At 60.3% G+C, this 26,288-nt stretch carries 24 protein-coding genes; 13 read left to right on the forward strand and 11 right to left on the reverse strand.

The window, feature by feature from the left end; translation table 11 throughout:
• Nucleotides 1–6 precede the first annotated feature (6 nt).
• The 3 genes from KZH41_RS05180 to KZH41_RS05190 form a co-directional block, all read right to left on the reverse strand.
• Entirely contained in the window at nt 7–966 is a 960-nt protein-coding gene (locus KZH41_RS05180; RefSeq protein ID WP_094948911.1) for a YbgA family protein, read from the reverse strand.
• A 112-nt stretch (nt 967–1,078) separates the two neighbouring features.
• Nucleotides 1,079–1,294, reverse strand: coding sequence for a TIGR02450 family Trp-rich protein (locus KZH41_RS05185; protein ID WP_094948912.1), 216 nt, complete (start codon nt 1,292–1,294; stop codon nt 1,079–1,081).
• Nucleotides 1,291–2,277, reverse strand: coding sequence for an NAD(P)/FAD-dependent oxidoreductase (locus KZH41_RS05190; RefSeq protein WP_242154277.1), 987 nt, complete (start codon nt 2,275–2,277; stop codon nt 1,291–1,293). The genes KZH41_RS05185 and KZH41_RS05190 overlap by 4 nt, the downstream gene beginning before the upstream one ends.
• A 212-nt stretch (nt 2,278–2,489) precedes the next feature.
• Here KZH41_RS05190 and KZH41_RS05195 point away from each other — a divergent pair, with 212 nt between their 5' ends.
• Complete coding sequence (locus KZH41_RS05195; protein WP_263274480.1) at nt 2,490–3,389, forward strand: TIGR01777 family oxidoreductase; 900 nt, start codon at nt 2,490–2,492, stop codon at nt 3,387–3,389.
• A 14-nt stretch (nt 3,390–3,403) separates the two neighbouring features.
• Nucleotides 3,404–4,429, forward strand: coding sequence for a ferrochelatase (gene hemH, locus KZH41_RS05200; RefSeq protein WP_263274481.1), 1,026 nt, complete (start codon nt 3,404–3,406; stop codon nt 4,427–4,429).
• Between the two features lie 139 nt (nt 4,430–4,568).
• Here hemH and KZH41_RS05205 read toward each other — a convergent pair whose 3' ends face one another.
• The 3 genes from KZH41_RS05205 to algW all read right to left on the reverse strand — a co-directional run bounded on the left by KZH41_RS05205 (nt 4,569) and on the right by algW (nt 8,660).
• Nucleotides 4,569–5,285 (reverse strand): DUF4198 domain-containing protein, encoded by a 717-nt coding sequence (locus KZH41_RS05205; RefSeq protein WP_263274482.1) that lies wholly within the window; start codon nt 5,283–5,285, stop codon nt 4,569–4,571.
• Nucleotides 5,286–5,297: 12 nt separating this feature from the next.
• Complete coding sequence (locus KZH41_RS05210; protein WP_263274483.1) at nt 5,298–7,397, reverse strand: TonB-dependent siderophore receptor; 2,100 nt, start codon at nt 7,395–7,397, stop codon at nt 5,298–5,300.
• A gap of 108 nt (nt 7,398–7,505) precedes the next feature.
• Nucleotides 7,506–8,660: a Do family serine endopeptidase AlgW gene (gene algW / locus KZH41_RS05215; RefSeq protein ID WP_094948918.1), complete on the reverse strand. Its 1,155-nt coding sequence runs from the start codon at nt 8,658–8,660 to the stop codon at nt 7,506–7,508.
• Nucleotides 8,661–8,762: 102 nt separating this feature from the next.
• Here algW and KZH41_RS05220 point away from each other — a divergent pair, with 102 nt between their 5' ends.
• From KZH41_RS05220 to cysN, 4 genes are all read left to right on the forward strand, one after another.
• The gene (locus KZH41_RS05220) at nt 8,763–9,521 is read left to right on the forward strand and encodes a Nif3-like dinuclear metal center hexameric protein (protein ID WP_263274484.1); all 759 of its coding nucleotides are present in this window, start codon (nt 8,763–8,765) and stop codon (nt 9,519–9,521) included.
• 269 nt (nt 9,522–9,790) lie between these two features.
• The gene (gene cysD / locus KZH41_RS05225; RefSeq protein ID WP_017137614.1) at nt 9,791–10,708 is read left to right on the forward strand and encodes a sulfate adenylyltransferase subunit CysD; all 918 of its coding nucleotides are present in this window, start codon (nt 9,791–9,793) and stop codon (nt 10,706–10,708) included.
• Between the two features lie 104 nt (nt 10,709–10,812).
• Nucleotides 10,813–11,154 carry a four helix bundle protein gene (locus KZH41_RS05230; RefSeq protein ID WP_242154287.1) on the forward strand — a complete coding sequence of 114 codons (342 nt, stop codon included), beginning with the start codon at nt 10,813–10,815 and terminating at the stop codon, nt 11,152–11,154.
• Between the two features lie 53 nt (nt 11,155–11,207).
• Nucleotides 11,208–13,106: a sulfate adenylyltransferase subunit CysN gene (cysN, locus tag KZH41_RS05235; protein ID WP_263274485.1), complete on the forward strand. Its 1,899-nt coding sequence runs from the start codon at nt 11,208–11,210 to the stop codon at nt 13,104–13,106.
• Between the two features lie 236 nt (nt 13,107–13,342).
• Here cysN and KZH41_RS05240 read toward each other — a convergent pair whose 3' ends face one another.
• The 3 genes from KZH41_RS05240 to KZH41_RS05250 form a co-directional block, all read right to left on the reverse strand.
• Nucleotides 13,343–14,242: an acyltransferase gene (locus KZH41_RS05240; protein ID WP_094948923.1), complete on the reverse strand. Its 900-nt coding sequence runs from the start codon at nt 14,240–14,242 to the stop codon at nt 13,343–13,345.
• On the reverse strand, nt 14,243–16,342 hold the full coding sequence (gene pta / locus KZH41_RS05245; RefSeq protein ID WP_094948924.1) for a phosphate acetyltransferase: 2,100 nt from the start codon (nt 16,340–16,342) through the stop codon (nt 14,243–14,245).
• A 79-nt stretch (nt 16,343–16,421) separates the two neighbouring features.
• Nucleotides 16,422–16,712, reverse strand: a complete 291-nt coding sequence (locus KZH41_RS05250; RefSeq protein ID WP_141240506.1) for a DUF3565 domain-containing protein — start codon at nt 16,710–16,712, stop codon at nt 16,422–16,424.
• Between KZH41_RS05250 and KZH41_RS05255 the strand changes: the two genes are divergently transcribed.
• On the forward strand, nt 16,711–17,196 hold the full coding sequence (locus KZH41_RS05255; protein WP_094948925.1) for an FKBP-type peptidyl-prolyl cis-trans isomerase: 486 nt from the start codon (nt 16,711–16,713) through the stop codon (nt 17,194–17,196). The genes KZH41_RS05250 and KZH41_RS05255 overlap by 2 nt on opposite strands.
• Nucleotides 17,197–17,493: 297 nt before the next feature.
• Here the strand turns inward: KZH41_RS05255 and rpsT are convergent, their stop codons facing one another.
• The gene (gene rpsT, locus KZH41_RS05260) at nt 17,494–17,772 is read right to left on the reverse strand and encodes a 30S ribosomal protein S20 (RefSeq protein WP_003171647.1); all 279 of its coding nucleotides are present in this window, start codon (nt 17,770–17,772) and stop codon (nt 17,494–17,496) included.
• A gap of 253 nt (nt 17,773–18,025) precedes the next feature.
• On the opposite strand from rpsT, the gene murJ reads away from it, so the two are divergent.
• The 6 genes from murJ to ispH all read left to right on the forward strand — a co-directional run bounded on the left by murJ (nt 18,026) and on the right by ispH (nt 25,556).
• Nucleotides 18,026–19,564: a murein biosynthesis integral membrane protein MurJ gene (murJ, locus tag KZH41_RS05265; RefSeq protein WP_242154289.1), complete on the forward strand. Its 1,539-nt coding sequence runs from the start codon at nt 18,026–18,028 to the stop codon at nt 19,562–19,564.
• A 119-nt stretch (nt 19,565–19,683) separates the two neighbouring features.
• On the forward strand, nt 19,684–20,622 hold the full coding sequence (ribF, locus tag KZH41_RS05270) for a bifunctional riboflavin kinase/FAD synthetase (protein ID WP_094948927.1): 939 nt from the start codon (nt 19,684–19,686) through the stop codon (nt 20,620–20,622).
• A 14-nt stretch (nt 20,623–20,636) separates the two neighbouring features.
• A complete protein-coding gene (gene ileS / locus KZH41_RS05275) occupies nt 20,637–23,468 on the forward strand; it encodes an isoleucine--tRNA ligase (protein WP_094948928.1) in 2,832 nt (943 codons plus the stop codon).
• The gene (gene lspA / locus KZH41_RS05280) at nt 23,461–23,970 is read left to right on the forward strand and encodes a signal peptidase II (RefSeq protein ID WP_094948929.1); all 510 of its coding nucleotides are present in this window, start codon (nt 23,461–23,463) and stop codon (nt 23,968–23,970) included. The genes ileS and lspA overlap by 8 nt, the downstream gene beginning before the upstream one ends.
• Nucleotides 23,971–23,977: 7 nt before the next feature.
• Nucleotides 23,978–24,415, forward strand: a complete 438-nt coding sequence (fkpB, locus tag KZH41_RS05285) for an FKBP-type peptidyl-prolyl cis-trans isomerase (RefSeq protein WP_174244855.1) — start codon at nt 23,978–23,980, stop codon at nt 24,413–24,415.
• Between the two features lie 193 nt (nt 24,416–24,608).
• Complete coding sequence (gene ispH, locus KZH41_RS05290) at nt 24,609–25,556, forward strand: 4-hydroxy-3-methylbut-2-enyl diphosphate reductase (protein WP_083360219.1); 948 nt, start codon at nt 24,609–24,611, stop codon at nt 25,554–25,556.
• Here ispH and KZH41_RS05295 read toward each other — a convergent pair.
• Entirely contained in the window at nt 25,510–26,091 is a 582-nt protein-coding gene (locus tag KZH41_RS05295; protein WP_094948931.1) for a GspH/FimT family protein, read from the reverse strand. The two genes, ispH and KZH41_RS05295, sit on opposite strands and share 47 nt — an antisense overlap.
• Between the last annotated feature and the right edge of the window lie 197 nt (nt 26,092–26,288).

The raw sequence follows: 26,288 nt of genomic DNA on the forward strand, positions 1-26,288 counted from the left end.
CATGGGTCAGATCGCATTACGCAGGCTGAGGTTTTCCGGGTGCGGCTGCAGGTAGGCCTGCTGCGCAATGTAGCGATCAGGGTGTTGGCGAAAGTGGTGTTTGAGCAGGGTCAGCGGCACCACCAACGGCACGATGCCGCTGCGGTATTGGCTGATGACGGTTTGCATTTCCTGCTTGTCGTCAGCGCTGATGGCCTGCTTGAGGTAGCCGCTGATGTGTTGCAGCACATTGGTATGGGTGCCACGGGTGGCGCACTTTTTCAGGCCGGTCATCAGCTCGCTGAAATAGTTGGCGGCTAGCGCGTCCAGATCAGTGGCCTTGCCCATGCTGCCGAGCAGGTGGCCGAGGCTTTTGTAATGCACCGGGCTGTGGGCCATCAGCAAGTATTTGTAGCGTGAGTGAAAGGCCAACAGGCGGTGGCGGGTCAGGCCCTCAGCCAGCAGTTGCTGCCAGCTGGCGTAGACGAAGACCCGGGTCAGGAAGTTTTCCCGTAACACTGGGTCATTCAGTCGGCCGTCTTCTTCCACCGGCAGGTTGGGGTGGCGCGCGCAAAACGCCTGGGCGTAAATGCCACGCCCGCCGCCGTCGACGGGCGTGCCGTTGTCGCGGTAAACCTTGACCCGCTCCAGGCCGCACGACGGCGATTTCTGCATGAAGATGTAACCACACAGGTCAGTGTGTTCCTGGGCCATCTGCTGGCCGTAATCGTCCAGCGGCTGGGTGACATTCAGCTCACGGCGCACCGTGCCGACGGCCTGCGGCCGGGCCGGGTCGCCTACCAGGCGAATCGGTTCGCGGGGGATGCCCAGGCCGATCGCGACTTCGGGGCACAGCGGCACAAAGTCGAAGTAGTCGGCGAGGGTTTGGCTGCACAGCAAGGATTGTTTGTGTCCGCCGTTAAAGCGCACGTTCTCGCCCAGCAAGCAGGCGCTGATGGCAATCTTTGGTTTGACGGTGCTGGACATGGCCGAACCTCTGCATAATTCCTGTACACGCTATAAAACTTGTACAACGAAATCTCATCATAGATTCGAAGCTGTACAAGTCAAATAGTTTGTATAAGTATTTTCGGCTGAGCTATTTCCAGCCGATTCGCCAGTCCTCAGCGTTCTGCAGGGTTTGCCAGGTCAGGCGTTCCGCACGGCGGGTCATGACAGCTTGCAGCTCGATTTCGAGCACGGTGCCTTCTTCATCCCGAAACAGTTCGGTGACCAGAAAGTGTTTTTCCTTATTGCGCGGGCGCGCTGCTGTCCACTTCGACAGCAGCAATTTAGCGGGATTGATGCGGTTCATTGCAGGTGCTCGATCAAGCGGCGCGCAGCTTCCTGGCCGCTGAGCCAAGCGCCTTCGACGCGCCCGGACAGGCACCAGTCGCCGCATACATACAAGCCCAGGTCGGCGTCGGCCAGCACCCCGAATTCATGGGCGCTGGAAGGTCGGGCGTAGAGCCAGCGATGCGCCAGGCTGAACGACGGCGCGGGCATGGCGCTGTGCAGCAATTCGGCGAAGGCACCGTGCAGGTGTTCGATCACGGCTTCCTTGGGCAGGTCCAGGTTCGCCTTGCTCCAGGTGCTGGTGGCATGCAGTACCCAAGTGTCGAGGGTGGTGTCGCGCCCAGGTTTGCTGCGGTTGCGCGCCAGCCAATCGAGGGGGCTGTCTTGCACGAAGCAGCCTTCCATCGGTGTATCCAAGGGTTTGTCGAAGGTCAGGGCGATGGCCCAGGTCGGGTCCATTTTTACCCCGGCGGCGGCACTCGCCAGCTTGGGCGCGGCGGCCAGCAGGGCGGTGGCCTGGGGCGCCGGCGTGGCGATGACCACATGGCTGAAGGGGCCGTGATTGCCGCCGTCGGCGTCGAGCAGGTTCCAGTGCTGTTTGCCTTGGAACACTTCGGTGATGCGGCAACCGAACTCCACCGGCAAGTCGTCGAGCAATGCGCGGGTGATCGCGCTCATGCGCGGCGTGCCGACCCAACGTATTTGCTCATCGGGGGAGGGCGTGAGTTGCCCGGACTTGAAGTTGTACAGCTGCGGCTTCCACTGCTCGGCCCAGCCGTGGCTTTGCCAGCGCTGCACTTCGTTGACGAAGCGCCGGTCGCGGGCGGTGAAGTACTGCGCGCCCATGTCCAGTGCGCCAGCGTCGCTGCGCTTGCTGGACATGCGGCCACCGCTGCCGCGGCTTTTATCGAAGAGTTGTACGACGTGCCCCGCGTCTTGCAACGCTCGGGCGGCGGAGAGACCGGCGATGCCGGTGCCGATGATCGCGATGGGAACAGTCATGGGAGGCCTCGTTTTACCGTTGGGTACAGACTACGCCGACACCAATAGCTGTACAATATTGTTTTTTGGTATAAGTTTTGGCGTACCTGTTCTTACGGCGTGGCCTATGGTTAAAGCGTGGGCTTAAACGAAAAGCCGCGCCGTACTACAAATGATCCCTGCTTATAAAATAGACCAGTGATCGGCGGCGAACGTTACATGAGGAGTGTTCCATGCACATTTTGCTGACCGGCGGTACAGGCTTGATCGGTCGTCAGCTCTGCCAACGTTGGCTTGCCCAAGGGCATCGCCTGACCGTGTGGAGCCGCGAACCGGACACCGTCGCCAATTGGTGCGGCCCTGAGGTGTTGGGTGTCGGCCGCTTGCAAGACGTAATCGGCAACGTGGATGCGGTGGTCAACCTGGCCGGTGCACCCATCGCCGATCGCCCGTGGACCAAAAAGCGCAAGGCGTTACTGTGGAGCAGCCGCATCAGCCTCACCGAAACCCTGCTGGCGTGGATGGACGGGCTGGCGCAAAAACCGGCGGTACTGATTTCAGGTTCGGCGGTGGGCTGGTACGGCGACGGTGGCGAACGTGAATTGACCGAGGCCAGCGGCCCGGTGCAGGACGACTTCCCCAGCCAGTTGTGTATCGCCTGGGAAGAAACCGCCCTGCGCGCCGAAGCCATGGGCATCCGCGTGGTGCTGGTGCGCACCGGCCTGGTGTTGGCGGCGCAGGGCGGCTTTTTGTCGCGGCTGCTGCTGCCGTTCAAACTGGCGCTGGGCGGGCCTATCGGCAATGGTCGGCAGTGGATGCCGTGGGTGCATATCAAAGATCAAATCGCCCTGATTGATTTTCTTCTGCACAAGGACGATGCCAGCGGTCCTTATAATGCCTGCGCGCCACACCCGGTGCGTAACCGCGAGTTTGCCAAGACCTTGGGCCGGGTGCTGCACCGCGCTGCGTTCATGCCGATGCCGGCATTGGCCTTGAAGGTCTTGCTGGGCGAATTGTCCGGGTTGTTGCTGGGCGGGCAGAGGGCCGTTCCCGAACGGCTGCTGGCTGCCGGTTTCACTTTTCAGTTCACTGAGTTGCATGCGGCCCTGGAAGACTTGTCCAGCCGCCTCTAGCCATAGGATGTTGCATGACGGATCACGCGTTGTTACTGGTCAACCTGGGTTCACCGGCGTCCACTTCGGTGGCCGATGTGCGCAGCTACCTCAATCAGTTCCTGATGGACCCTTACGTGATCGACCTGCCGTGGCCGGTGCGGCGTTTGCTGGTGTCGCTGATCCTGATCAAGCGCCCCGAGCAGTCGGCGCATGCCTACGCGTCGATCTGGTGGGACGAGGGCTCGCCGCTTGTAGTCCTGAGCCGCCGGCTGCAACAGCAAATGACCGCGCAATGGACTCAGGGCCCGGTGGAGCTGGCGATGCGTTATGGCGAGCCATCGCTTGAAACGACGTTGACGCGCCTCGCGGCCCAGGGCATTGAGAAAGTCACCCTGGCGCCGTTGTACCCGCAATTTGCCGACAGCACCGTGACCACGGTGATTGAAGAAGCCAGGCGCGTGGTGCGTGAGAAAAATCTCAAGGTGCAGTTCTCGATCCTGCAACCTTTCTACGATCAGCCGGAATACCTCGATGCGCTGGTCGCGAGCGCCCGGCCGTACGTAGAACAGGATTACGATCATTTACTGCTGAGTTTTCACGGCTTGCCTGAGCGCCATCTGAAAAAGCTCGACCCTACCGGCGGGCATTGTTTCAAGGATGCCGACTGCTGCCAGAACGCCTCGCCTGAGGTGCTTGCTACCTGTTATCGCGCCCAATGCTTCAGCGTTGCACGGAACTTTGCCGCGCGCATGGGCTTGCCGGAGGGCAAGTGGTCGGTGGCGTTCCAATCGCGCCTGGGCCGGGCGAAGTGGATCGAACCCTACACCGAAGCCCGCCTTGAGGCGTTGGCCCAGCAAGGCGTGAAAAAGCTGCTGGTGATGTGCCCGGCGTTTGTCGCGGACTGCATTGAGACGCTGGAAGAGATTGGTGACCGCGGGTTGGAGCAGTTCCGCGAAGCGGGTGGCGAGGAGTTGGTGTTGGTGCCGTGCTTGAATGATGACCCGCAGTGGGCGGCGGCGCTGAACACCTTGTGCGAACGGGCGCCGTTGGCACTCTAGCCCAGCCGAGTGAGGACTAAATGTGGGAGCGGGCTTGCTCGCGAATGCAGTGTGTCAGCCACCTAATGTATTGGCTGACCCACCGCCTTCGCGAGCAAGCCCGCTCCCACACTGACTGTGCCCACTCTAGATTTTGGTGTTATTCGTGATGCGGTTCACCGAGGAACGTCAGCGAAGTGAACAACCCGCGCGTTGCCACATCAGCATCTTTTAGCGGCAGCTCCACCTGCGCCGTAATCACATTCAACCCTTCATTACGCACCAGCACCTCGGCCCGGCCATCCTTGTCGGTCTCGGTGCTCAAGGTGTTCGGCGCATTGCGATAATCGCCCACCAACTTTATCCCCGCCGCCGGCTTGCCATCCAGCAGCACCCGCACCGGCAGTGACCTGCCCGGTCCTACGGTCAGCGGATCAACTTCCGGCAGGATCAGCAGCTTGATCTGATCCAGCTTCGGCAACTTCGCCCCCGGCTGGTAAATCGCCAGGCTGTATTTGAAGGTCTGGGTCGACTCAATCGCGCCAGGCACTTGGCTACGGCCCTGGTTGATCCACTTCTTGTCTGGCGTCTGCGACCACATCCCGTTATCCAACGCCACGGCTAAAACGGCGGGCGATTTGAGCGGCTTGAGGCGTGCGTGGTCGGCGAGGCGCTCCACGGTGACCGGGATCATCTTGCCGCTGGCGTCATACGCCCAGGCACCGCTGATTTTCTGTGCCTTGAAGGCATTGTCTTCGGCGCCGTGGCCGTAGATCACTTCGATATTGCCGCGCCGTAGTTCGGTCCACAGGCCGTGGGCCGAGACTTGGCTGGCAAACAGCAGGCCGATCACGGCCAAGGATTTGAAGGCTTGCATGGGGGCGTCCTTTTACAGGTTGAGGGTCAGGCTGACGGTGACGTTGCGCGGCTCGCCGGGCGTGACCCAGTAGTTGCTGTAGGAGCGCTCGTAGTACTTTTCGTCGAATAGGTTGTTGAGGTTCAGGCCCACCGTGACGTTGTCGCTGGCCTTGTAATGCGCCAGCAGGTCGACGGTGTGGTAGGCGGGCAGTTCGAACTGGCTGCCGGCTTCGCCGGAGCGATCACCGACGTAGGTGAACGCCGCGCCGAGGTCCGAGCCACGTAGCGCGCCATCCTGGAATTCATACACGCCCAGCAGGCTGCCACTGCGCTTGGCCACGCCGAGAATCCGGCTGCCGGTGGGGATGGCTTTGTCGCCCTTGGTCACTTCGGCGTCGATGTAGGCGAAGGCGCCGATGACCCTTACCGCGTCAGTCACTTGCCCGCTCAGTTGCAGGTCAAAGCCCTGGCTGCGCGCCTTGCCTATGGCGCGGCTGTTGTTGATGGTGGCCGGGTCCAAGGCCAGGACATTTTCCTTTTCGATATGGAAGGCGGCGAGGGTGGTGCTCAGGCGGTCGTCGAACAGCTCGCTCTTGATCCCCACTTCATACCCCACGCCTTCTTCCGGCGTGAAGGATTTGCCGCCGGCGTCCAAGCCGTTGTTGGGTTTGAACGAGGTTGACGCGTTGGCGAACACACCGACTTGCGGCGTGAGTTGGTAGAGCAAACCGGCGCGTTGGGTGAGGGCGTCGTGGGTTTTCCGGCTCTTGGCGTGGTTGCGGGTGAAGTCGACGGTGCTTTGCTCGACGTGTTCGAAGCGCGCACCGAGCATGCCGCGCAGGCGGTCGGTGAAGACGATCTGGTCTTGCAGGTTCAGCGCCTGGCTTTTCGTCTGTTCGAAGGCGTTGGTGCCGGTGCGTGCGCCATTGGGTTTGGTCTGGCCGTAGATCGGTTTATAGATGTCGATGGGGTAGAGGCTGCCGGCAATCGCCGACACGCGCTCCTTCTTGCGGTAGTCCTCGTATTCGCTGCCGATCAACAGTTCGTGCTGCCAGCTGCCAATGTCGAACAGGCCGCGCAGTTCCAGCTGGGTGATGCTGTCGTGCCAACCGGTGGAGCGTTCGCGGTAGCGGCGGTTGACGGTATGGCCGTCGGCATTCAGCGCACGACTTTCCGAGGCGTCACCCCACAGGCTGCCTTGTTTGTAGTGGCTGGCCAGGCGCAGTTTCCAGGCGTCATTAAGGTGATGCTCCAACGCGGCCTGGATGCGGTTGTTGTGGTTGCGGATATTGCCGTCGTTGGGCTCGCCGAGGAAGGTGGAGCGGGACATGCCATGGTTGGCGACGATGCCTCGGTCGAAGGTGGAGCTGTGGCGCACGAACTCGCTTTCTACGAGAAGGCTGGTGTCCGGGTCCAACTGCCAGCTGAACGACGGCGCGACGAATACACGCTTGGCGTCGACGTGATCACGGAAGCTGTGGTTGTCTTCCACCGCCAGGTTCACGCGCGACAGTAGGCGGCCTTCGCTGTCCAGCGGGGTGTTCACATCCAGCGCGGTGCGATAGCGGTCCCAACTGCCGGCACTGGTTTGCACGGTGGTGAAGGCTTGCGGCTGGGGTTTTTTGGTGACGATATTCACCGTGCCGCCGGGGTCGCCGCGCCCGTAAAGGCTGGCAGCGGGGCCTTTGAGCACTTCAATGCGCTCGATGTTGGCCGCGTCCGGCGTGCTCGGGTAGCCACGGTTGGCGCTGAAACCGTCCTGGTAGAACTCCGATGTGGTGAAGCCGCGCACGCTGTATTCGTAAAGCGTCAGGCCGCCGAAGTTGTTCTGCTTGGACACGCCGCCGGCAAACTCCAGGGCGCGTTCCACGCTGGTGCTGCCCAGGTCTTTGAGCACCGTGGCAGGAATCACGCTGATTGATTGTGGGATGTCGCGCAGTGCGGTGTCCGTCTTGGTGGCGCTGGCGGAACGGGTGGCGCGATAACCTGTGACCGGGCCGGTGGCGGATTCATAGGCGTCGCTGGTGACGTTGATAGTGTCCAGTTCTACAGTGTTGTCGTCGGCGTAGGCGGGGTCGAGCAGCAAACCCAAGGCCAGGCCAGCCACGGGGGCGAATCTTCGAGACGGCATGATAGAGCGTTCCAATAGCGATATTGAAACAATATAACATGACTGATGAGAATGGATTTCTTTTGAAATATTAGGTAACAGGAGCCCGCGAACGGGCTCCCGCAGCTGTCATTCCTCTTCTTTCACCGGGGCAGGTGGTGGGCGCAGACCGATCTCTGCCGACAGCTTGATCTCTTTGCCGTTGCGCATTACCAGGATCGACACCTTGTCGGTCGGCTTGATCCGCGCGACTTGGTTCATCGACTTGCGGCCATCACCGGCGGGTTCGCCGTCGATGTTCAGGATCACATCGCCCAATTGCAGGCCGGCTTTCTGCGCCGGGCCGTCGCGGAAGATACCGGCGACGACGATGCCTGGGCGCCCGGTCAAGCCGGACGACGCGGCCAGGTCCTTGGTCAGCGGCTGTACTTCGATGCCCAGCCAGCCGCGAATCACCTGGCCGTGCTCGATGATCGATTTCATCACTTCCATCGCCAGCTTCACCGGGATCGCAAAGCCGATGCCCTGAGAGCCGCCGGACTTGGAGAAAATCGCCGTGTTGATGCCGGTCAGGTTGCCATTGGCATCCACCAATGCGCCGCCGGAGTTGCCCGGGTTGATCGCCGCGTCAGTTTGGATAAAGTCTTCGTAGCTGTTGAGCCCCAACTGGTTACGCCCGGTGGCGCTGATGATGCCCATGGTCACGGTCTGGCCGACGCCGAACGGATTGCCGATGGCCAGCGCGACGTCACCGACGCGCAGCCCTTCGGAGCGGCCAATGGTGATCGAGGGCAGGTTCTTGAGGTCGATCTTCAGCACCGCAAGGTCAGTTTCCGGGTCGCTGCCGACCACGCGGGCCAGGGTTTCGCGGCCGTCACGCAGGGCCACCACAATCTGGTCGGCGCCGGTGGTCACATGGTTGTTGGTGAGGATGTAGCCTTCCGGGCTCATGATCACCCCGGAACCGAGGCTGGATTCCATCCGGCGCTGCTTGGGCCCGTTGTCGCCGAAATAGCGCCGAAACTGCGGGTCTTCAAATAACGGATGCGCCGGTTTGTTGATGACCTTGGTGGTGTACAGGTTAACCACGGCGGGCGCGGCGATGACCACGGCGTCGGCATAGGTCACCGGGCCTTGCACCACCGAGTTGGTCTGCGGGGCCTGTTGCAGGTTCACATCAAGGCTGGGTAAGCCCACCCATTGGGGGTAACGCTGAATAATCATCATCGCGATCAGCACGCCAGCCAACAATGGCCATCCAAAAAAACGCAGTGCCTTGAGCATCAAGTAAGTCCTGACAGGTTGCAGGGGGCGGGAGAGCGCCCATAATGTCGCGCATTATACGAGGCTGCGAGCGCCTCGGAACGGGATATTTAGGAGTCTTTTATGGCCGTCCCCCTTACCACCCTCGTCGAGGAAGCGGACCGCTACCTTGGCAGTGCAAAAATTGCCGATTATTGCCCCAATGGCCTGCAGGTCGAGGGCCGCCCGCAGGTGATGCGCATCGTCAGCGGCGTGACCGCAAGCCAAGCCCTGCTGGATGCCGCCGTCGAAGCCCAAGCTGATTTGGTGCTTGTGCACCACGGTTATTTCTGGAAGGGCGAAAACCCGTGCATCACCGGCATGAAGCAGCGCCGCCTGAAAACCCTGCTCAAGCATGACATCAGTTTATTGGCCTACCACCTCCCGCTGGATCTGCATCCGGACGTGGGCAACAACGTGCAACTTGCCCGTCAGTTGGACATCACTGTCGAGGGCCCGCTGGACCCGAGCAATCCGAAAATCGTCGGGCTGGTCGGTTCTCTCGCCGAGCCATTGTCGCCCCGCGACTTCGCGCGTCGTGTGCAGGATGTGATGGGCCGTGAGCCGCTGTTGATCGAAGGCAGCGAGATGATCCGCCGCGTCGGCTGGTGCACCGGTGGTGGCCAGGGCTATATCGACAAGGCGATTGCCGCCGGTGTCGACCTGTACCTGAGCGGTGAAGCCTCCGAGCAAACCTTCCACTGTGCGCGGGAAAACGACATCAGCTTTATTGCTGCCGGGCATCACGCCACTGAGCGCTACGGCGTCCAAGCGCTGGGCGATTACCTGGCTCGGCGGTTTGCCCTGGAGCATTTGTTCATCGATTGCCCGAACCCGATCTAACCTCGGCGAGGGACAACATGTGGGAGCCGGCTTGCCTGCGATGGCATCAACTGTGTGTCACTGATACACCGAGGTGCCTGCATCGCAGGCAAGCCCGCTCCCACACAAACCCGCTCCCACATTCGACCGAGTTGGGCCAAACCTCGCGGCATATTCATATACCGTTTCGATCTAGCTGGCGCCCTGAATAGAAGTAGGCGCTGTGCTAGCATGCCCCGCTCGAACACGGCCCGCTGGCCGTCCATAAGATCGTTTTTCCGTGAGTAGCCATGGTCGACAAACTGACGCATCTGAAACAGCTGGAGGCGGAAAGCATCCACATCATCCGCGAGGTCGCCGCCGAGTTCGACAACCCGGTGATGCTCTACTCGATCGGTAAAGACTCCGCCGTGATGCTGCACCTGGCGCGCAAGGCTTTCTTCCCGGGCAAGCTGCCGTTCCCGGTGATGCACGTCGACACCCGCTGGAAATTCCAGGAGATGTACAAGTTTCGCGACAAAATGGTCGAAGAGCTTGGCCTGGACCTGATCACCCACGTCAACCCCGATGGTGTGGCGCAGGGCATCAACCCGTTCACCCACGGCAGCGCCAAGCACACCGACATCATGAAAACCGAAGGCCTCAAGCAGGCCTTGGACAAGCATGGTTTCGACGCAGCGTTCGGCGGTGCCCGTCGTGATGAAGAGAAATCCCGCGCCAAAGAGCGCGTGTACTCATTCCGCGACAGCAAGCACCGCTGGGACCCGAAGAACCAGCGCCCGGAGCTGTGGAACGTTTATAACGGCAACGTCAACAAGGGTGAGTCGATCCGCGTATTCCCGCTGTCCAACTGGACCGAGCTGGACATCTGGCAGTACATCTACCTGGAAGGCATCCCGATTGTGCCGCTGTACTTCGCCGCCGAGCGCGACGTGATCGAGAAGAACGGCACGTTGATCATGATCGACGACGACCGCATCCTCGAGCACTTGTCCGACGAAGACAAAGCCCGAATCGTCAAAAAGAAAGTACGTTTCCGTACCCTTGGCTGCTACCCGTTGACGGGCGCGGTGGAGTCCGAAGCCGAAACGCTGACGGACATCATTCAGGAAATGCTCCTGACGCGAACTTCCGAGCGCCAGGGCCGGGTCATCGACCACGATGGCGCAGGCTCGATGGAAGATAAAAAACGTCAGGGGTACTTTTAAGCTTCGAGTTACAAGCGGCAAGCTGCAAGTTAGAGGCGGTATGCGTAATTTTGCAGTTTGGTGCTTGCAGCCGGTTGTTGCGAGCCGATATTGAGTGACTCGTAATGGGTTTCGAGAAACTGATTGTCTGGCAGAGAAGCAAGTGTTTGGCGGTGAAAATCTATAAAGAGTTTGCGGGCTGCGGGGGTTTCGGTTTCAAGGATCAAACCACCCGGTCTGCACTTTCGGTACCTTCCAATATTGCGGAAGGTATGGAACGTCGCAGCAACAAAGAGAAAGCTCACTTTCTTTGGATTGTAAAAGCTTCCTGTGGGGAGCTACGCACTCAGATTTTCATTGGCCGTGACATCACTTACATCGCCCGCCCGCTGGCTGAAAACTGGATTACAGAAACTCGCGAGCGCTCAAAAATGCTCTGCGGCCTGATCAACAAAATTTCTGACTAGCTGTACGCCGACAAGCTTGCCGCTTGAAGCTTACAGCTTGGAGCTTGAATGCAATGAGCCATCAATCTGATTTGATCAGCGAGGACATCCTCGCCTACCTGGGCCAGCACGAGCGCAAGGAAATGTTGCGCTTCCTGACCTGCGGCAACGTCGACGACGGCAAGAGCACCCTGATCGGGCGCCTGCTGCACGACTCCAAGATGATCTACGAAGATCACTTGGAAGCCATCACCCGCGATTCGAAGAAATCCGGCACCACTGGCGACGATATCGACCTGGCCTTGCTGGTCGACGGCCTTCAGGCCGAGCGTGAGCAGGGCATCACCATCGATGTCGCCTACCGCTACTTCTCCACCGCCAAACGCAAATTCATCATCGCCGACACCCCCGGCCATGAGCAGTACACGCGCAACATGGCCACCGGTGCATCCACCTGTGACCTGGCGATTATCCTGATCGATGCCCGCTACGGCGTGCAGACCCAGACCCGTCGCCACAGCTATATCGCCTCGTTGCTGGGCATCAAGCACATCGTGATCGCCGTCAACAAGATGGACATCAATGGCTTTGACCAAAGCATCTTCGAGTCGATCAAGGCCGATTACCTGAAGTTCGCCGACGGTATTGCTTTCAAGCCAAGCACCATGGCCTTCGTGCCGATGTCGGCGCTCAAGGGCGACAACGTGGTGAACAAGAGCGAGCATTCGCCTTGGTACACCGGCCAGTCGCTGATGGAGATTCTCGAAACTGTCGAGATCGCCAACGACCGCAACTACACCGACCTGCGTTTCCCGGTGCAGTACGTCAACCGTCCGAACCTGAACTTCCGTGGTTTCGCCGGCACGTTAGCCAGCGGCATCGTGCACAAGGGCGACGAGGTTGTAGTGCTGCCGTCGGGCAAGAGCAGCCGCGTCAAATCCATCGTCACCTTCGAAGGTGAGCTGGAGCACGCCGGCCCAGGCCAGGCCGTGACCCTGACCATGGAAGACGAGATCGACATCTCCCGTGGCGACCTGCTGGTGCATGCCGACAACGTGCCGCAAGTGACTGACGCCTTCGACGCCATGTTGGTGTGGATGGCCGAAGAGCCGATGCTGCCGGGCAAGAAATACGACATCAAGCGCGCGACCAGCTACGTGCCGGGTTCCATCACCAGCATCGTGCACCGCGTGGACGTGAACACCCTGGCCGAAGGCCCGGCGAGTTCGCTGCAGTTGAACGAGATCGGCCGGGTCAAGGTCAGCCTCGACGCCGCCATCGCGCTGGACGGTTACGACAGCAACCGCACCACCGGTGCGTTTATCGTCATCGACCGTTTGACCAATGGCACTGTGGCCGCAGGCATGATCATCGCGCCGCCGGTCAATCATGGCGGTTCTGCGCAACACGGCGGCCTCGCTCATGTCGCCACCGTAGAACGCGCCCTGCGCTTCGGCCAGCAGCCGGCCACCGTGTTGTTTAGCGGCCTGTCGGGCGCGGGCAAAAGTACCTTGGCCTACGCGGTTGAGCGCAAGCTGTTCGACATGGGCCGTGCGGTGTTCGTACTGGACGGCCAGAACCTGCGTCATGACCTGAACAAAGGCTTGCCGCAGGACCGTGCCGGGCGTACTGAAAACTGGCGTCGTGCCGCTCACGTCGCGCGCCAGTTCAACGAAGCAGGCCTGCTGACCCTGGCCGCCTTCGTTGCCCCGGATGCCGAAGGCCGCGAACAGGCCAAGGCGCTGATTGGCGCCGATCGCCTGCTGACGGTTTACGTCCAGGCCTCGCCACTGGTGTGCGCCGAGCGTGATCCGCAAGGCCTGTACGCCGCGGGTGGGGATAACATCCCGGGCGAATCCTTCCCGTACGACGTGCCGTTGAATGCCGATCTGGTGATCGACACCCAGGCCCTGTCGCTGGAAGACAGCGTCAAGCAAGTGCTGGAACTGTTGCGTCAGCGCGGCGCGATCTAAACCTCGCCGCCACAAAAAAAAGCCCGCCACCGAGCACTCGGTGGCGGGCTGATCGTTCCCACGCTCTGCGTGGGAATGCATCCTGTGACGCTCTGCGTCACAACTTCAAATGTTGACTCGGTCAATGTCGGAGCTGGCTTGCCTGCGATGGCGGACGGTCAGTTTATTTTTACTTGGCTGACCCACCGCTATCGCAGGCAAGCCAGCGCCCACATTAAATTGCATCCACATGTTGATCAGTGGCGGTCTGGGAAATCTGTGTGCAGTTTGGCGAGCAGTTGGTCTTTGTCTTCCCACAGCTGGTTAATCCACCCCTGAAACGCCAACCGATACTCGCCATCCTGCTCATAATTCTTGCCGATAAACCCGGCTGGAATCTGCACCTCTTCAAAGTGCACCACCACATCCTTCACATTCCCACACAGCAAATCCCAATACCCTGGGCGCCCGCCAGGGTAGTGAATGGTCACGTTGACCAATGACTTCAGCTGCTCACCCATGGCATCCAGCACAAACGCAATCCCGCCCGCCTTAGGCTTGAGCAAATAGCGAAACGGCGACTTCTGCTGGGCATGCTTGCCTGGCGTAAAGCGTGTGCCTTCGGCAAAGTTGAAAATGCCCACCGGGTTGTCACGAAACTTCGCACAGGTCTTGCGGGTGGTTTCCAGGTCTTTGCCTTTCTTCTCCGGGTGCTTCTCCAGGTAGGCCTTGGTGTAGCGCTTCATGAACGGAAAGCCCAACGCCCACCACGCCAGGCCTATCACCGGCACCCAGATCAGTTCCTGCTTGAGGAAGAACTTCAGCGGGCGAATCCGGCGATTGAGCACGTATTGCAACACCATGATGTCGACCCAGCTCTGGTGGTTGCTGGTCACCAGGTAGGAGTGCTCATAGTCCAGCCCTTCAAGGCCGGTCAGGTGCCAGCGCGTGCGCCGTACCAGGTTCATCCAGCCCTTATTGTTGGTCACCCAGGCTTCGTGGGTGTGGTTCATCAGCCATTCGCTGAAGCGCTTGGCAAACGGCAGCGCCTTGAACAGCGCGACGATAAACAGAAACGAGCACAGCAGGATCGTGTTCAGCGCCAACAATAAGGACGCGATCACCCCGCGCACGGCGGCAGGTAGAAAATCCAGCATTTAGATATCCATAGGTCGGTTGGCGGCTTGAATCGCAGTGAGTGCGATGGTGTACACGATGTCATCCACTTGGGCACCGCGCGGCAGATCGTTTACCGGTTTGCGCAGGCCTTGCAGCATTGGCCCCAGGCTCACGCAATCGGCGCTGCGTTGCACCGCCTTGTGCGTGGTGTTGCCGGTGTTCAGGTCCGGGAACACAAACACCGTGGCTTTGCCGGCGACCAGGCTGTTGGGCGCCAACTGCCGGGCCACGGTTTCGTTGGCGGCGGCGTCGTACTGCAACGGCCCGTCGATCAGCAGCGAGCTTTGTTGTTCGTGGGCGAGCAGGGTGGCTTCACGGACTTTTTCGACCTCCTCACCGCTGGCCGAATCGCCGCTGGAGTAGCTGATCATCGCCACGCGCGGGGTGATGCCGAACGCGGCCGCCGAGTCGGCACTTTGCAGGGCTATTTCCGCCAGTTCTGCGGCGCTTGGGTGCGGGTTCATCACGCAGTCGCCGTAGACCAGCACCTGCTCCGGGAACAGCATGAAGAACACCGATGAGACCAACGTGCAGCCGGGCGCGGTTTTAATCAGCTGCAGGGCAGGGCGGATGGTGTTGGCGGTGGAGTGGATAACCCCGGAAACCAGGCCGTCCACTTCATCCAGCGCGAGCATCATGGTGGCGATCACCACTGTGTCTTCCAGTTGCTGCTCGGCCATCGGCGCGTTGAGGCTCTTGCTCTTGCGCAGCGCGACCATCGGTTCTACATAACGCTGGCGAATCAGGTCAGGGTCGAGAATCTCCAGGCCTTCAGGCAACTCAATGCCGTGGGCGCGGGCGACCGCTTCCACATCCGCAGGTTTAGCCAGCAGCACGCAACGCGCAATGCCGCGTGCCTGACAGATGGCGGCGGCTTGCACGGTCAGTGGCTCGCTGCCTTCGGGCAACACGATGCGCTTGTTGGCGGCTTGGGCGCGCTGGATTAACTGGTAGCGGAACACGGCCGGCGAGAGGCGCATCTCCCGTGGCGTGCCGCAGCGTTGGTGCAGCCAGCGCGCATCGAGGTGGCTGGCGACGAAATCGGTGATGATTTCTGCGCGCTCGCGGTCATCAATCGGGATTTCTTTGTTGAGGCTGTTGAGTTGGTTCGCCGTATCGTAGGAGCCCGTGCTCACCGACAGCACCGGCAGCCCGGCCTGGAACGCACCACGGCACAAATCCATAATGCGCGGGTCGGGCAGTGTGTCGCTGGTCAGCAGCAGCCCAGCCAGCGGCACGCCGTTGATCGCGGCCAGGCTGACGGCGAGGATGATGTCATCTCGGTCGCCCGGGGTTACCACCAGCACGCCGGGCTTGAGCAATTCCACGGTGTTACGCATGGTGCGCGCGCAGATGATGATTTTGGTCATGCGCCGGCTTTCATAGTCGCCGGCGTTGAGGATCTGCGCGCCCATCAGGTCGGCCACGTCGCGGGTGCGCGGTGCGTTGAGTTCGGGCTGGTAGGGGATGCAGCCGAGCAGGCGGAATTCACCGCTGCGCAACAGCGGCGAATGCTCTTTGAGGCGCGCCGAGAACGCTTCCATGCTTTCGTCGGTGCGCACTTTGTTGAGGATCACGCCCAGCACTTTCGGGTCTTTCGGGCCGCCGAACAGCTGGGCCTGCAATTCCACGCGGCCGGAGAGCTCGGTGAGCACTTCGTTTTCCGGCGCCGACACCAGGATCACTTCCGCGTCGAGGCTCTTGGCCAAGTGCAGGTTGACCCGTGCCGCATAGCTGGCGCTGCGGGTCGGCACCATGCCTTCGACAATCAGCACGTCCTTGCCCACAGCGGCTTGCTGATACAGGGTGATGATTTCTTCGAGCAGTTCGTCGAGCTGGCCGTCGCCGAGCATGCGCTCCACGTGGGCCAGGCCCAGCGGTTGCGGCGGTTTCAGGCCGTGGGTGCGGGCCACCAGCTCAGTGGAGCGCTCGGGGCCGGTGTCGCCAGGGTGTGGCTGGGCAATCGGTTTGAAAAAGCCGACTTTCAGCCCGGCCCGTTCAAGGGTGCGCACCAGCCCAAGGCTGATGGAGGTCAGACCCACACCAAAATCGGTGGGCGCGATAAAAAAAGTCTGCATGCGAATTCTCTGGAGGTGCATGGCTTCGGTGGCGCTCTATGGTTGAGCGCCTACCGGGAATCAGGCACCAAGGTTATCGTTATTCGTGCTCTTGCGCACACCAGCCGCACGCAAAGGGTTGGCCTATTTTTTTAACGCGTTGCGCGGGGTCGAGTACCCAGGCGCGGGACTGCCAGGGCGGCAGATGGCGCAGGTGTTGGGTGTGGCCGCAGGACAGCTCGGCAACCCAGTGCTGGTCGTCATCCTGGCGAAAGCCGATGATGAAGGATGCCGTTGATCGACCCCGTCTGTCCGGGTTGTGTTCGCTTTCGGGCAAATCCTTGTTTAGACTTGTCCGTTCTTCATTCTTATGCAAAAGGTCTCGCCCCATGACGATCGCCGCTAACAAGGCTGTCTCCATCGACTATACCCTGACCAACGACGCTGGTGAGGTCATCGACAGCTCCGCCGGCGGCGCGCCGCTGGTCTACCTGCAAGGCGCAGGTAACATCATCCCGGGCCTGGAAAAGGCTCTGGAAGGCAAGAACGTCGGTGACGAACTGACCGTCGCCGTAGAACCTGAAGAGGCTTACGGCGAATATTCCGCCGAACTGGTTAGCACCTTGAGCCGCAGCATGTTCGAAGGCGTTGACGAACTGGAAGTGGGCATGCAGTTCCACGCTTCCGCGCCGGACGGCCAAATGCAGATCGTCACCATCCGCGACCTGGACGGCGACGACGTGACTGTCGACGGTAACCACCCACTGGCTGGCCAGCGTCTGAACTTCCAAGTGAAGATCGTTGCGATCCGCGACGCCTCCCAAGAAGAAGTTGCTCACGGCCACGTTCACGGTGAAGGCGGTCACCAGCACTGATTGATGGTTTAATCAGTTGCTAGCAAAAACGCCCCGACTGGTTCGGGGCGTTTTTTTTGTTTGAAAATATCTATCTCACACCCCGCGGCCCACGTGTGGGAGCGGGCTTGCCCGCGATGGAGGCGTGTCAGCCACCTTATATGTCACTGACCCACCGCTATCGCGGGCAAGCCCGCTCCCACATTTTGAACTGCGCGCGCCGTCTATATAAGGCACAAACAAAAATGCCCCGGACCTTTCGGTACGGGGCATTTCTTAACTGTTACGTAACCTAGGCTACGCGGCAGTTATTACCACTTAGGCTGCTGCAGCGACGTTCAGAGCCTTGATGTGGCCATTCAGGCGGCTCTTATGACGAGCGGCCTTGTTCTTGTGGATGATGCCTTTATCGGCCATACGGTCGATAACTGGCACGGCCAGAACGTAAGCAGCTTGGGCTTTTTCAGCGTCTTTGGTGTCGATGGCTTTAACTACATTCTTGATGTAGGTACGAACCATGGATCGCAGGCTGGCGTTGTGGCTGCGACGCTTCTCAGCCTGTTTTGCACGTTTTTTGGCGGAAGGTGTGTTGGCCACCGTCGAGCTCCTCGAAAGACTTTTTAGGAAATAGCAAACAAAATAGGCCGCGAATCATGCCGATGACTTGATGGGTTGTCAAGGGCGGCTGATGCGAACTGCTGAGTGGTCGATCTGAAGAGGCGGGTGATTTATTTCCGGCGCTTGACCTGTAAACTCGCGAGCTTTGGCTCTGTGCTGTTGCAGGCGCGCAGTATCGCATAAGTGGGCGCTTAGTTCGCCTGCTCTTTATCTATAGGCGCAAACTCTTTCAATGAATCTGCTCAAGTCGTTGGCTGCCGTCAGCTCTATCACGATGATTTCCCGGGTATTAGGGTTCGTGCGTGACACCCTGCTGGCGCGTATTTTTGGCGCCAGCATGGCCACGGATGCGTTCTTTATTGCCTTTAAACTGCCCAACCTGCTGCGGCGGATCTTCGCCGAGGGGGCTTTTTCCCAAGCTTTCGTGCCGATCCTGGCCGAATACAAGACCCAGCAGGGCGAAGAGGCGACCCGCACTTTTATTGCGTACGTTTCGGGCCTGCTGACCCTGGTGCTGATGCTGGTGACCATCGCCGGCATGCTCGCCGCGCCCTGGGTGATCTGGGCCACGGCGCCAGGTTTTGCCAACACCCCGGAAAAATTCGCGCTGACCACTGATCTGTTGCGGGTGACCTTTCCTTATATATTGCTGATTTCCCTGTCGTCCCTGGCCGGGGCGATCCTCAACACCTGGAACCGCTTTTCGGTGCCGGCCTTCGTGCCGACCTTGCTGAACGTCAGCATGATTATTTTTGCGCTGTTCCTCACGCCGTACTTCGACCCGCCGGTGATGGCCCTGGGCTGGGCCGTGCTGGCCGGCGGCCTGGCGCAGTTGCTCTACCAGCTGCCGCACCTTAAAAGGATCGGCATGCTCGTGCTGCCGCGCCTGAACCTCAAAGACACCGGCGTATGGCGCGTGATGCGCAACATGCTGCCGGCGATCCTCGGGGTTTCCGTCAGTCAGATCTCCCTGATCATCAACACCGCGTTCGCCTCGTTGTTGGTCTCAGGCTCCGTGTCGTGGATGTATTACGCCGATCGCCTGATGGAGTTACCGTCCGGTGTGCTCGGCGTGGCCTTGGGCACGATTTTGCTGCCGACCCTGGCGCGCACCTATGCCAGCAAGGACCGCCAGGAGTACTCGCGCATCCTCGATTGGGGCTTGCGCCTGTGCTTTATGCTGGTGCTGCCGTGCTCCCTGGCGCTGGGGATCCTGGCCGAGCCGCTGACCGTCGCGTTGTTCCAATACGGCCAATTCGACGCACATGATGCATTGATGACCCAGCACGCGCTGGTGGCTTATTCCGTCGGCCTGCTCGGCATTATTGTGATCAAGGTGCTGGCTCCGGGCTTCTACGCCCAGCAAAACATCCGCACGCCGGTCAAAATCGCGATTTTCACCCTGATCGTCACGCAACTGCTCAACCTGGTGTTTATCGGCCCGCTGGCCCATGCCGGCTTGGCCCTGGCCATCAGCGTCGGTGCCTGCATCAATGCCGGCCTGCTGTTTTATCAACTGCGCAAGCAGCAGATGTTCCAACCGCAGCCAGGCTGGGGCATGTTTGCGCTCAAGCTGGTGGTGGCGGTGGCAGCCATGTCGGCGGTATTGCTTGGCCTGATGCACTTTATGCCGGCCTGGGACCAAGGCCATATGCTGGAGCGCTTCCTGCGCCTGGGTGTATTGGTGGTCGCCGGTGTGGTGGTGTACTTCGGGATGTTGCTGCTGCAGGGTTTTCGCCTGCGGGATTTCAATCGCAAGTCGCTGAGCTAGAGACTTTCCGGCGATAAAACGGTTGTTTTATCGATTCGATCCATTTGGCCTGCGCTGTTGCCTGTCGTCCGGGGCTGGGTGTGGTTATAATCGACCACTTTATGAGCAAGAAGCGCGTTATGCAGCTGGTTCGAGGTCTCCACAACCTGCGCCCCGAGCATCGGGGCTGCGTCGCCACTATTGGCAACTTTGACGGTGTTCACCGTGGCCACCAGGCTATCCTGGGCCGGCTGCGTGAACGTGCGGTCGAGTTGGGCGTGCCCAGCTGCGTGGTGATTTTTGAGCCACAGCCACGGGAATTCTTCACCCCGGAAACGGCGCCGGCACGTCTGGCCCGCTTGCGCGACAAGTTGCAGTTGCTGGCCGAAGAGGGCGTGGACCGTGTGCTTTGCCTGGCTTTCAACCAGCGCTTGCAAAGCCTCAGCGCCGCCGAGTTCGTCGACCGTATCCTGGTGGACGGCCTGGGCGTGCAGCACCTGGAAGTCGGCGACGACTTCCGCTTCGGTTGCGACCGCGTCGGCGATTTCGACTTCCTGCAGCACGCTGGTGTGATTCAAGGTTTTACCGTCGAAGCCGCGCAAACCGTCGAACTGGACGGCCTGCGCGTGAGCAGTACCCAGGTGCGTAACGCCCTGGCCGCTGCCGACTTCGCCTTGGCTGAGCGTTTGCTCGGTCGCCCGTTCCGCATTGCCGGGCGGGTACTGCACGGCCAGAAGCTGGCGCGCCAACTGGGCACGCCAACCGCCAACGTGCAACTCAAGCGCCGTCGTGTACCGCTCACCGGGGTTTATCTGGTGAGTGTCGACATCGACGGCCAATCGTGGCCGGGAGTCGCCAACATAGGCGTCAGGCCCACGGTTGCAGGTGATGGCAAGGCCCACCTGGAAGTTCACCTTTTGGATTTTGCCGGTGATTTGTATGACCGGCGTTTGACGGTGGTTTTCCACCAGAAGCTGCGTGAAGAGCAGCGTTTCGCCTCACTTGAGGCGTTGAAAACGGCGATCAATGCGGATGTCGCCGCCGCCCGTGCACTAGCCGCACCTAGCGCCCATCGCTAACCGAAGAGCCTTAAATGACCGACTATAAAGCCACGCTAAACCTTCCGGACACCGCCTTCCCAATGAAGGCCGGCCTGCCACAGCGCGAACCGCAGATCCTGCAGCGCTGGGACAGTATTGGCCTGTACGGAAAGTTGCGCGAAATTGGCAAGGATCGTCCGAAATTCGTCCTGCACGACGGCCCTCCTTATGCCAACGGCACGATTCACATCGGTCATGCGCTGAACAAAATTCTCAAGGACATGATCTTGCGCTCCAAAACCCTTTCGGGTTTTGACGCACCTTATGTCCCGGGCTGGGACTGCCACGGCCTGCCGATCGAACACAAAGTCGAAGTGACCTACGGCAAGAACCTGGGCGCGGATAAAACCCGCGAACTGTGCCGTGCCTACGCCACCGAGCAAATCGAAGGGCAGAAGTCCGAATTCATCCGCCTGGGCGTATTGGGCGAGTGGGACAACCCGTACAAGACCATGAACTTCAAGAACGAGGCCGGGGAAATCCGCGCCTTGGCCGAAATCGTCAAGGGCGGTTTCGTGTTCAAGGGCCTCAAGCCCGTGAACTGGTGCTTTGACTGCGGTTCGGCCCTGGCCGAAGCGGAAGTCGAGTACGAAGAGAAGAAGTCCTCGACTATCGACGTGGCCTTCCCGATCGCCGACGACGCCAAGCTGGCCGGGGCTTTTGGCCTGGCGAGCCTGAGCAAGCCGGCTGCCATCGTGATCTGGACCACCACCCCGTGGACCATCCCGGCCAACCAAGCGCTTAACGTGCACCCGGAATTCACCTACGCCCTGGTGGACGTCGGTGATCGCCTGCTAGTGCTGGCCGAGGAAATGGTGGAGGCCTGCCTGGCTCGCTACGAGCTGCAAGGTTCGGTGATCGCCACCACTACCGGCACCGCGCTGGAACTGATCAACTTCCGTCACCCGTTCTATGACCGTCTGTCGCCGGTGTACCTGGCTGACTACGTTGAGCTGGGTTCGGGTACTGGTGTGGTTCACTGCTCGCCCGCCTATGGCGTGGACGACTTTGTGATCTGCAAGAAGTACGGCATGGTCAACGATGACATCATCAACCCGGTGCAAAGCAACGGCGTTTATGCGCCTTCGCTGGAGTTCTTCGGCGGCCAGTTCATTTTCAAGGCCGACCAGCCGATCATCGACAAGCTGCGTGAAGTCGGTGCGCTGATGCAAACCGAAACCATCAAGCACAGCTACATGCACTGCTGGCGTCACAAGAGCCCGCTGATCTACCGCGCCACCGCGCAGTGGTTCATCGGCATGGACAAAGAGCCGGTCAGCGGTGACACCCTGCGTGTGCGCTCGCTGAAAGCCATCGAAGACACCCAATTCGTACCGGCCTGGGGCCAGGCGCGCCTGCACTCGATGATCGCCAACCGTCCGGACTGGTGTATCTCCCGTCAGCGTAACTGGGGCGTGCCGATCCCGTTCTTCCTGAATAAGGAAAGCGGCGAACTGCACCCACGCACCGTCGAACTGATGGAAGCAGTGGCCCTGCGCGTTGAACAGGAAGGCATCGAAGCCTGGTTCAAACTGGACGCCGCCGAACTGCTGGGCGACGAAGCGCCGCTGTACGACAAGATCAGCGACACCCTCGATGTGTGGTTCGACTCCGGCACCACTCACTGGCACGTGCTGCGCGGTTCGCACCCGATGGGCCACGAGACCGGCCCGCGTGCCGACCTGTACCTGGAAGGCTCGGACCAACACCGTGGCTGGTTCCACTCGTCGTTGCTGACCGGTTGCGCCATCGACAACCACGCGCCGTACCGCGAACTGCTGACCCACGGCTTCACCGTCGACGAGACGGGCCGCAAGATGTCCAAGTCGCTGAAGAACGTGATCGAGCCGAAAAAGATCAACGACACCTTGGGCGCCGACATTATGCGTCTGTGGGTGGCCTCGACCGATTACTCGGGCGAAATCGCCGTGTCGGACCAGATCCTGGCCCGTAGCGCCGATGCCTACCGCCGTATCCGCAATACCGCACGCTTCATGCTGTCGAACCTGACCGGTTTCAATCCGGCCACCGACATCCTGCCAGCCGAGGAAATGCTCGCCTTGGACCGTTGGGCCGTGGATCGTACCCTGTTGCTGCAGCGTGAGTTGCAGGAGCACTACGGCGAATACCGCTTCTGGAACGTGTATTCCAAGATCCACAACTTCTGCGTGCAGGAGCTGGGTGGTTTCTACCTCGACATCATCAAGGATCGCCAGTACACCACCGGCGCCAACAGCAAGGCGCGCCGTTCGGCGCAGACCGCGCTGTATCACATCTCTGAAGCGCTGGTGCGTTGGATCGCGCCGATCCTGGCCTTCACCGCCGATGAGCTGTGGGAATACCTGCCGGGCGAGCGTAACGAATCGGTGATGCTCAACACCTGGTACGAAGGCTTGACCGAACTGCCGGCAGACTTCGAACTGGGCCGCGAGTACTGGGAAGGCGTGATGGCCGTCAAGGTTGCGGTGAACAAGGAGCTGGAAGTGCAGCGCGCGGCCAAGGCCGTTGGCGGCAACTTGCAGGCCGAAGTCACCCTGTTTGCCGAGGAAGGCCTGACCGCCGACCTGGCCAAACTGAGCAACGAACTGCGCTTCGTGTTGATCACCTCGACCGCCAGCCTTGCACCGTTTGCCCAGGCGCCAGCGGACGCCGTGGCTACCGAAGTGCCTGGTCTCAAGCTTCAAGTGGTCAAGTCGGCCTTCCCTAAGTGCGCGCGTTGCTGGCACTGCCGTGAAGACGTTGGCATGAACCCTGAGCATCCGGAAATCTGCGGTCGTTGCGTCGACAACATCAGCGGTGCCGGCGAGGTTCGCCATTATGCCTAAAGCCAGCCGTTTCGGACGTCTGGGCTGGCTCGTACTGAGCGTGCTGGTGCTGGTTATCGACCAGCTCAGCAAGGCTCATTTCGAAGGCGCCTTACAGATGTACCAGCAGATCGTGGTCATTCCTGACTACTTCAGCTGGACCCTGGCCTACAACACCGGCGCCGCCTTCAGCTTCCTCGCTGATGGCGGTGGCTGGCAGCGATGGCTGTTCGCCGTGATCGCCGTGGTGGTCAGTGCGGTGTTGGTAGTCTGGCTCAAACGCTTGGGCCGCGATGACACCTGGCTGGCTATCGCCTTGGCCCTGGTGCTGGGCGGCGCGCTGGGCAACCTGTACGACCGCATTGCCTTGGGCCATGTGATCGACTTTATCCTGGTGCATTGGCAGAACCGCTGGTATTTCCCGGCGTTCAACTTTGCCGACAGCGCCATCACCGTCGGTGCAATTATGCTGGCGTTGGACATGTTCAAAAGTAAGAAAACCGGAGAGACCGTCAATGACTGATCAGGTATTGGCTGAGCAACGCATCGGCCAGAACACGGAAGTCACTTTGCATTTTGCACTGCGCCTGGAGAATGGCGACACGGTCGACAGTACGTTCGACAAAGCCCCGGCGACCTTCAAGGTGGGCGATGGCAACCTGCTGCCGGGTTTTGAAGCGGCCCTGTTCGGTTTCAAGGCCGGCGACAAGCGTACCCTGCAGATCCTGCCGGAAAACGCCTTTGGCCAGCCCAACCCGCAAAACGTGCAAATCATCCCGCGTTCGCAGTTCCAAGACATGGACCTGTCGGAAGGCTTGCTGGTGATCTTCAACGATGCGGCGAATACCGAGCTGCCCGGTGTGGTGAAAACCTTTGATGACGCGCAAGTGACCATCGACTTCAATCACCCGCTGGCCGGTAAAACCTTGACGTTTGACGTTGAAATCTTCGACGTTAAAGCGCTCTAACTGACGAAACATAGCAAGTGTGGGAGCGGGCTTGCTCGCGAATGCTGAGGCACATTCAGCAAATATGTTGGCTGACGCACCGTTTTCGCGAGCAAGCCCGCTCCCACATTTGATTCGTGTTGTTAAATAGAGACCAGCCGCGCCTGCGGTTGCAATGATCCAATTTCTTGCCCTGCAAGACACGAGGCACAGCATGCAAATCAAACTCGCCAACCCCCGTGGCTTTTGCGCCGGTGTGGACCGGGCGATCGAAATCGTCAATCGCGCCTTGGAAGTCTTCGGGCCGCCGATTTACGTGCGCCATGAAGTTGTCCACAACAAATTCGTGGTTGAAGACCTGCGCGCACGCGGTGCCATTTTTGTCGAAGAACTCGACCAGGTGCCGGACGACGTTATCGTCATCTTCAGCGCCCACGGCGTTTCCCAGGCCGTGCGTACCGAAGCTGCCGGCCGTGGCCTGAAAGTATTCGACGCCACCTGCCCACTGGTGACCAAGGTGCACATCGAAGTCGCTCGTTACAGTCGCGACGGCCGTGAATGCATCCTGATCGGCCACGCCGGCCACCCGGAAGTCGAAGGCACCATGGGCCAATACGACGCCAGCAATGGCGGCGCCATCTACCTGGTGGAAGACGAAAAAGACGTCGCCAACTTGCAGGTGCAAAACCCCGAGCGGTTGGCCTTTGTCACGCAGACCACGTTGTCGATGGACGACACCAGCCGTGTGATCGATGCCCTGCGCACGCGCTTCCCGGCCATCGGCGGCCCGCGCAAAGATGACATCTGCTACGCCACGCAAAACCGTCAAGACGCGGTCAAGCAACTGGCCGATGAATGCGATGTAGTGCTGGTGGTCGGCAGCCCTAATAGCTCCAACTCCAACCGTTTGCGCGAGTTGGCTGAGCGCATGGCCACACCGGCGTACCTGATCGACGGCGCCGAAGACATGCAGCGCAGTTGGTTCGACGGTGTTGAGCGTATCGGCATTACGGCCGGCGCTTCGGCTCCGGAAGTCTTGGTGCGTGGTGTGATCCAGCAACTGCAGGCTTGGGGCGCCACCGGTGCCGATGAATTGGCCGGTCGTGAAGAGAACATCACGTTCTCCATGCCCAAGGAACTGCGGGTTCGCTCGCTGCTGTGAGTGCAAAGGTGCCGGAATCATTCCGGCACAACGCCTGCTCGGTGGCCTCACTGCGCAGGCTGATGCGTCCACTGGGCGCGAGCACCACCTGAAACAGGCTTTGCGCCTTGTCCGCGTCGCACACATGCACGGTGCCCGCGCGGAAACCTCCCGCTGAAAATATCGGCTCGCCCAACCCGCTGAAGCGCACTTGGCTTTTCACCGGCCCATTGCCCACGATCGGTATTCGCCCGCTGTCCTGTCGCTCCAGCAGTACTGGGTTGTCGTCGTCCAGGTTGCCGCGCCCGCTTTCGTCCAGTATCACCCGCCATCCCTGGCTCCAGTCCTCATCCCGCGCATAAATGACCACCGCACGATTGCGCGCAATGGCCTCGGTGCGTGCGTAGCGCAGCCCGCCGGCCAAGGCCTGCGCAGCAGTTTGTCGCTGCTGCGATTCAAGTAAACCTTTAAAACCGGGGATTGCCAGGTTCGCCAGGATGCCACTCAGAACCAGACTGAGCAGCAGTTCGATCAGGGTGAATCCGTGTTGTCTCATGTGCCGTCCCTCCGTGGACGTGGTCAGTGTTGCCGGTGACAGGCATAGGTATAGCCTCTCGGTCCTGGTGGTGGATGATGGCCTTTATGTCCAAAGTATTTCCCTTTATTCCGGAAGCAGCACGAGTCAAAAACCGGCGCTAGTCTTGGGCCGCACAGCAGGGTTTTCCTGCTTTTTTTCGGCCTTCGACAGGGATG

The organism is Pseudomonas sp. YeP6b (assembly GCF_025642995.1).
Taxonomy (GTDB): Bacteria; Pseudomonadota; Gammaproteobacteria; order Pseudomonadales; family Pseudomonadaceae; genus Aquipseudomonas.

Bases quoted from the DNA above. Each gene is read 5' to 3' on its own strand.
- pta (WP_094948924.1), bottom strand. From the start codon at position 16,342: ATGCAGACTTTTTTTATCGCGCCCACCGATTTTGGTGTGGGTCTGACC.
- ribF (WP_094948927.1), top strand. From the start codon at position 19,684: ATGCAGCTGGTTCGAGGTCTCCACAACCTGCGCCCCGAGCATCGGGGC.
- ileS (WP_094948928.1), top strand. From the start codon at position 20,637: ATGACCGACTATAAAGCCACGCTAAACCTTCCGGACACCGCCTTCCCA.
- KZH41_RS05255 (WP_094948925.1), top strand. From the start codon at position 16,711: ATGACGATCGCCGCTAACAAGGCTGTCTCCATCGACTATACCCTGACC.
- hemH (WP_263274481.1), top strand. From the start codon at position 3,404: ATGACGGATCACGCGTTGTTACTGGTCAACCTGGGTTCACCGGCGTCC.
- KZH41_RS05250 (WP_141240506.1), bottom strand. From the start codon at position 16,712: ATGGGGCGAGACCTTTTGCATAAGAATGAAGAACGGACAAGTCTAAAC.
- lspA (WP_094948929.1), top strand. From the start codon at position 23,461: ATGCCTAAAGCCAGCCGTTTCGGACGTCTGGGCTGGCTCGTACTGAGC.
- KZH41_RS05220 (WP_263274484.1), top strand. From the start codon at position 8,763: ATGGCCGTCCCCCTTACCACCCTCGTCGAGGAAGCGGACCGCTACCTT.
- KZH41_RS05295 (WP_094948931.1), bottom strand. From the start codon at position 26,091: ATGAGACAACACGGATTCACCCTGATCGAACTGCTGCTCAGTCTGGTT.
- KZH41_RS05190 (WP_242154277.1), bottom strand. From the start codon at position 2,277: ATGACTGTTCCCATCGCGATCATCGGCACCGGCATCGCCGGTCTCTCC.
- KZH41_RS05195 (WP_263274480.1), top strand. From the start codon at position 2,490: ATGCACATTTTGCTGACCGGCGGTACAGGCTTGATCGGTCGTCAGCTC.
- KZH41_RS05230 (WP_242154287.1), top strand. From the start codon at position 10,813: ATGGGTTTCGAGAAACTGATTGTCTGGCAGAGAAGCAAGTGTTTGGCG.
- murJ (WP_242154289.1), top strand. From the start codon at position 18,026: ATGAATCTGCTCAAGTCGTTGGCTGCCGTCAGCTCTATCACGATGATT.
- cysN (WP_263274485.1), top strand. From the start codon at position 11,208: ATGAGCCATCAATCTGATTTGATCAGCGAGGACATCCTCGCCTACCTG.
- algW (WP_094948918.1), bottom strand. From the start codon at position 8,660: ATGCTCAAGGCACTGCGTTTTTTTGGATGGCCATTGTTGGCTGGCGTG.
- KZH41_RS05185 (WP_094948912.1), bottom strand. From the start codon at position 1,294: ATGAACCGCATCAATCCCGCTAAATTGCTGCTGTCGAAGTGGACAGCA.
- ispH (WP_083360219.1), top strand. From the start codon at position 24,609: ATGCAAATCAAACTCGCCAACCCCCGTGGCTTTTGCGCCGGTGTGGAC.
- KZH41_RS05180 (WP_094948911.1), bottom strand. From the start codon at position 966: ATGTCCAGCACCGTCAAACCAAAGATTGCCATCAGCGCCTGCTTGCTG.
- cysD (WP_017137614.1), top strand. From the start codon at position 9,791: ATGGTCGACAAACTGACGCATCTGAAACAGCTGGAGGCGGAAAGCATC.
- KZH41_RS05210 (WP_263274483.1), bottom strand. From the start codon at position 7,397: ATGCCGTCTCGAAGATTCGCCCCCGTGGCTGGCCTGGCCTTGGGTTTG.
- KZH41_RS05240 (WP_094948923.1), bottom strand. From the start codon at position 14,242: ATGCTGGATTTTCTACCTGCCGCCGTGCGCGGGGTGATCGCGTCCTTA.
- KZH41_RS05205 (WP_263274482.1), bottom strand. From the start codon at position 5,285: ATGCAAGCCTTCAAATCCTTGGCCGTGATCGGCCTGCTGTTTGCCAGC.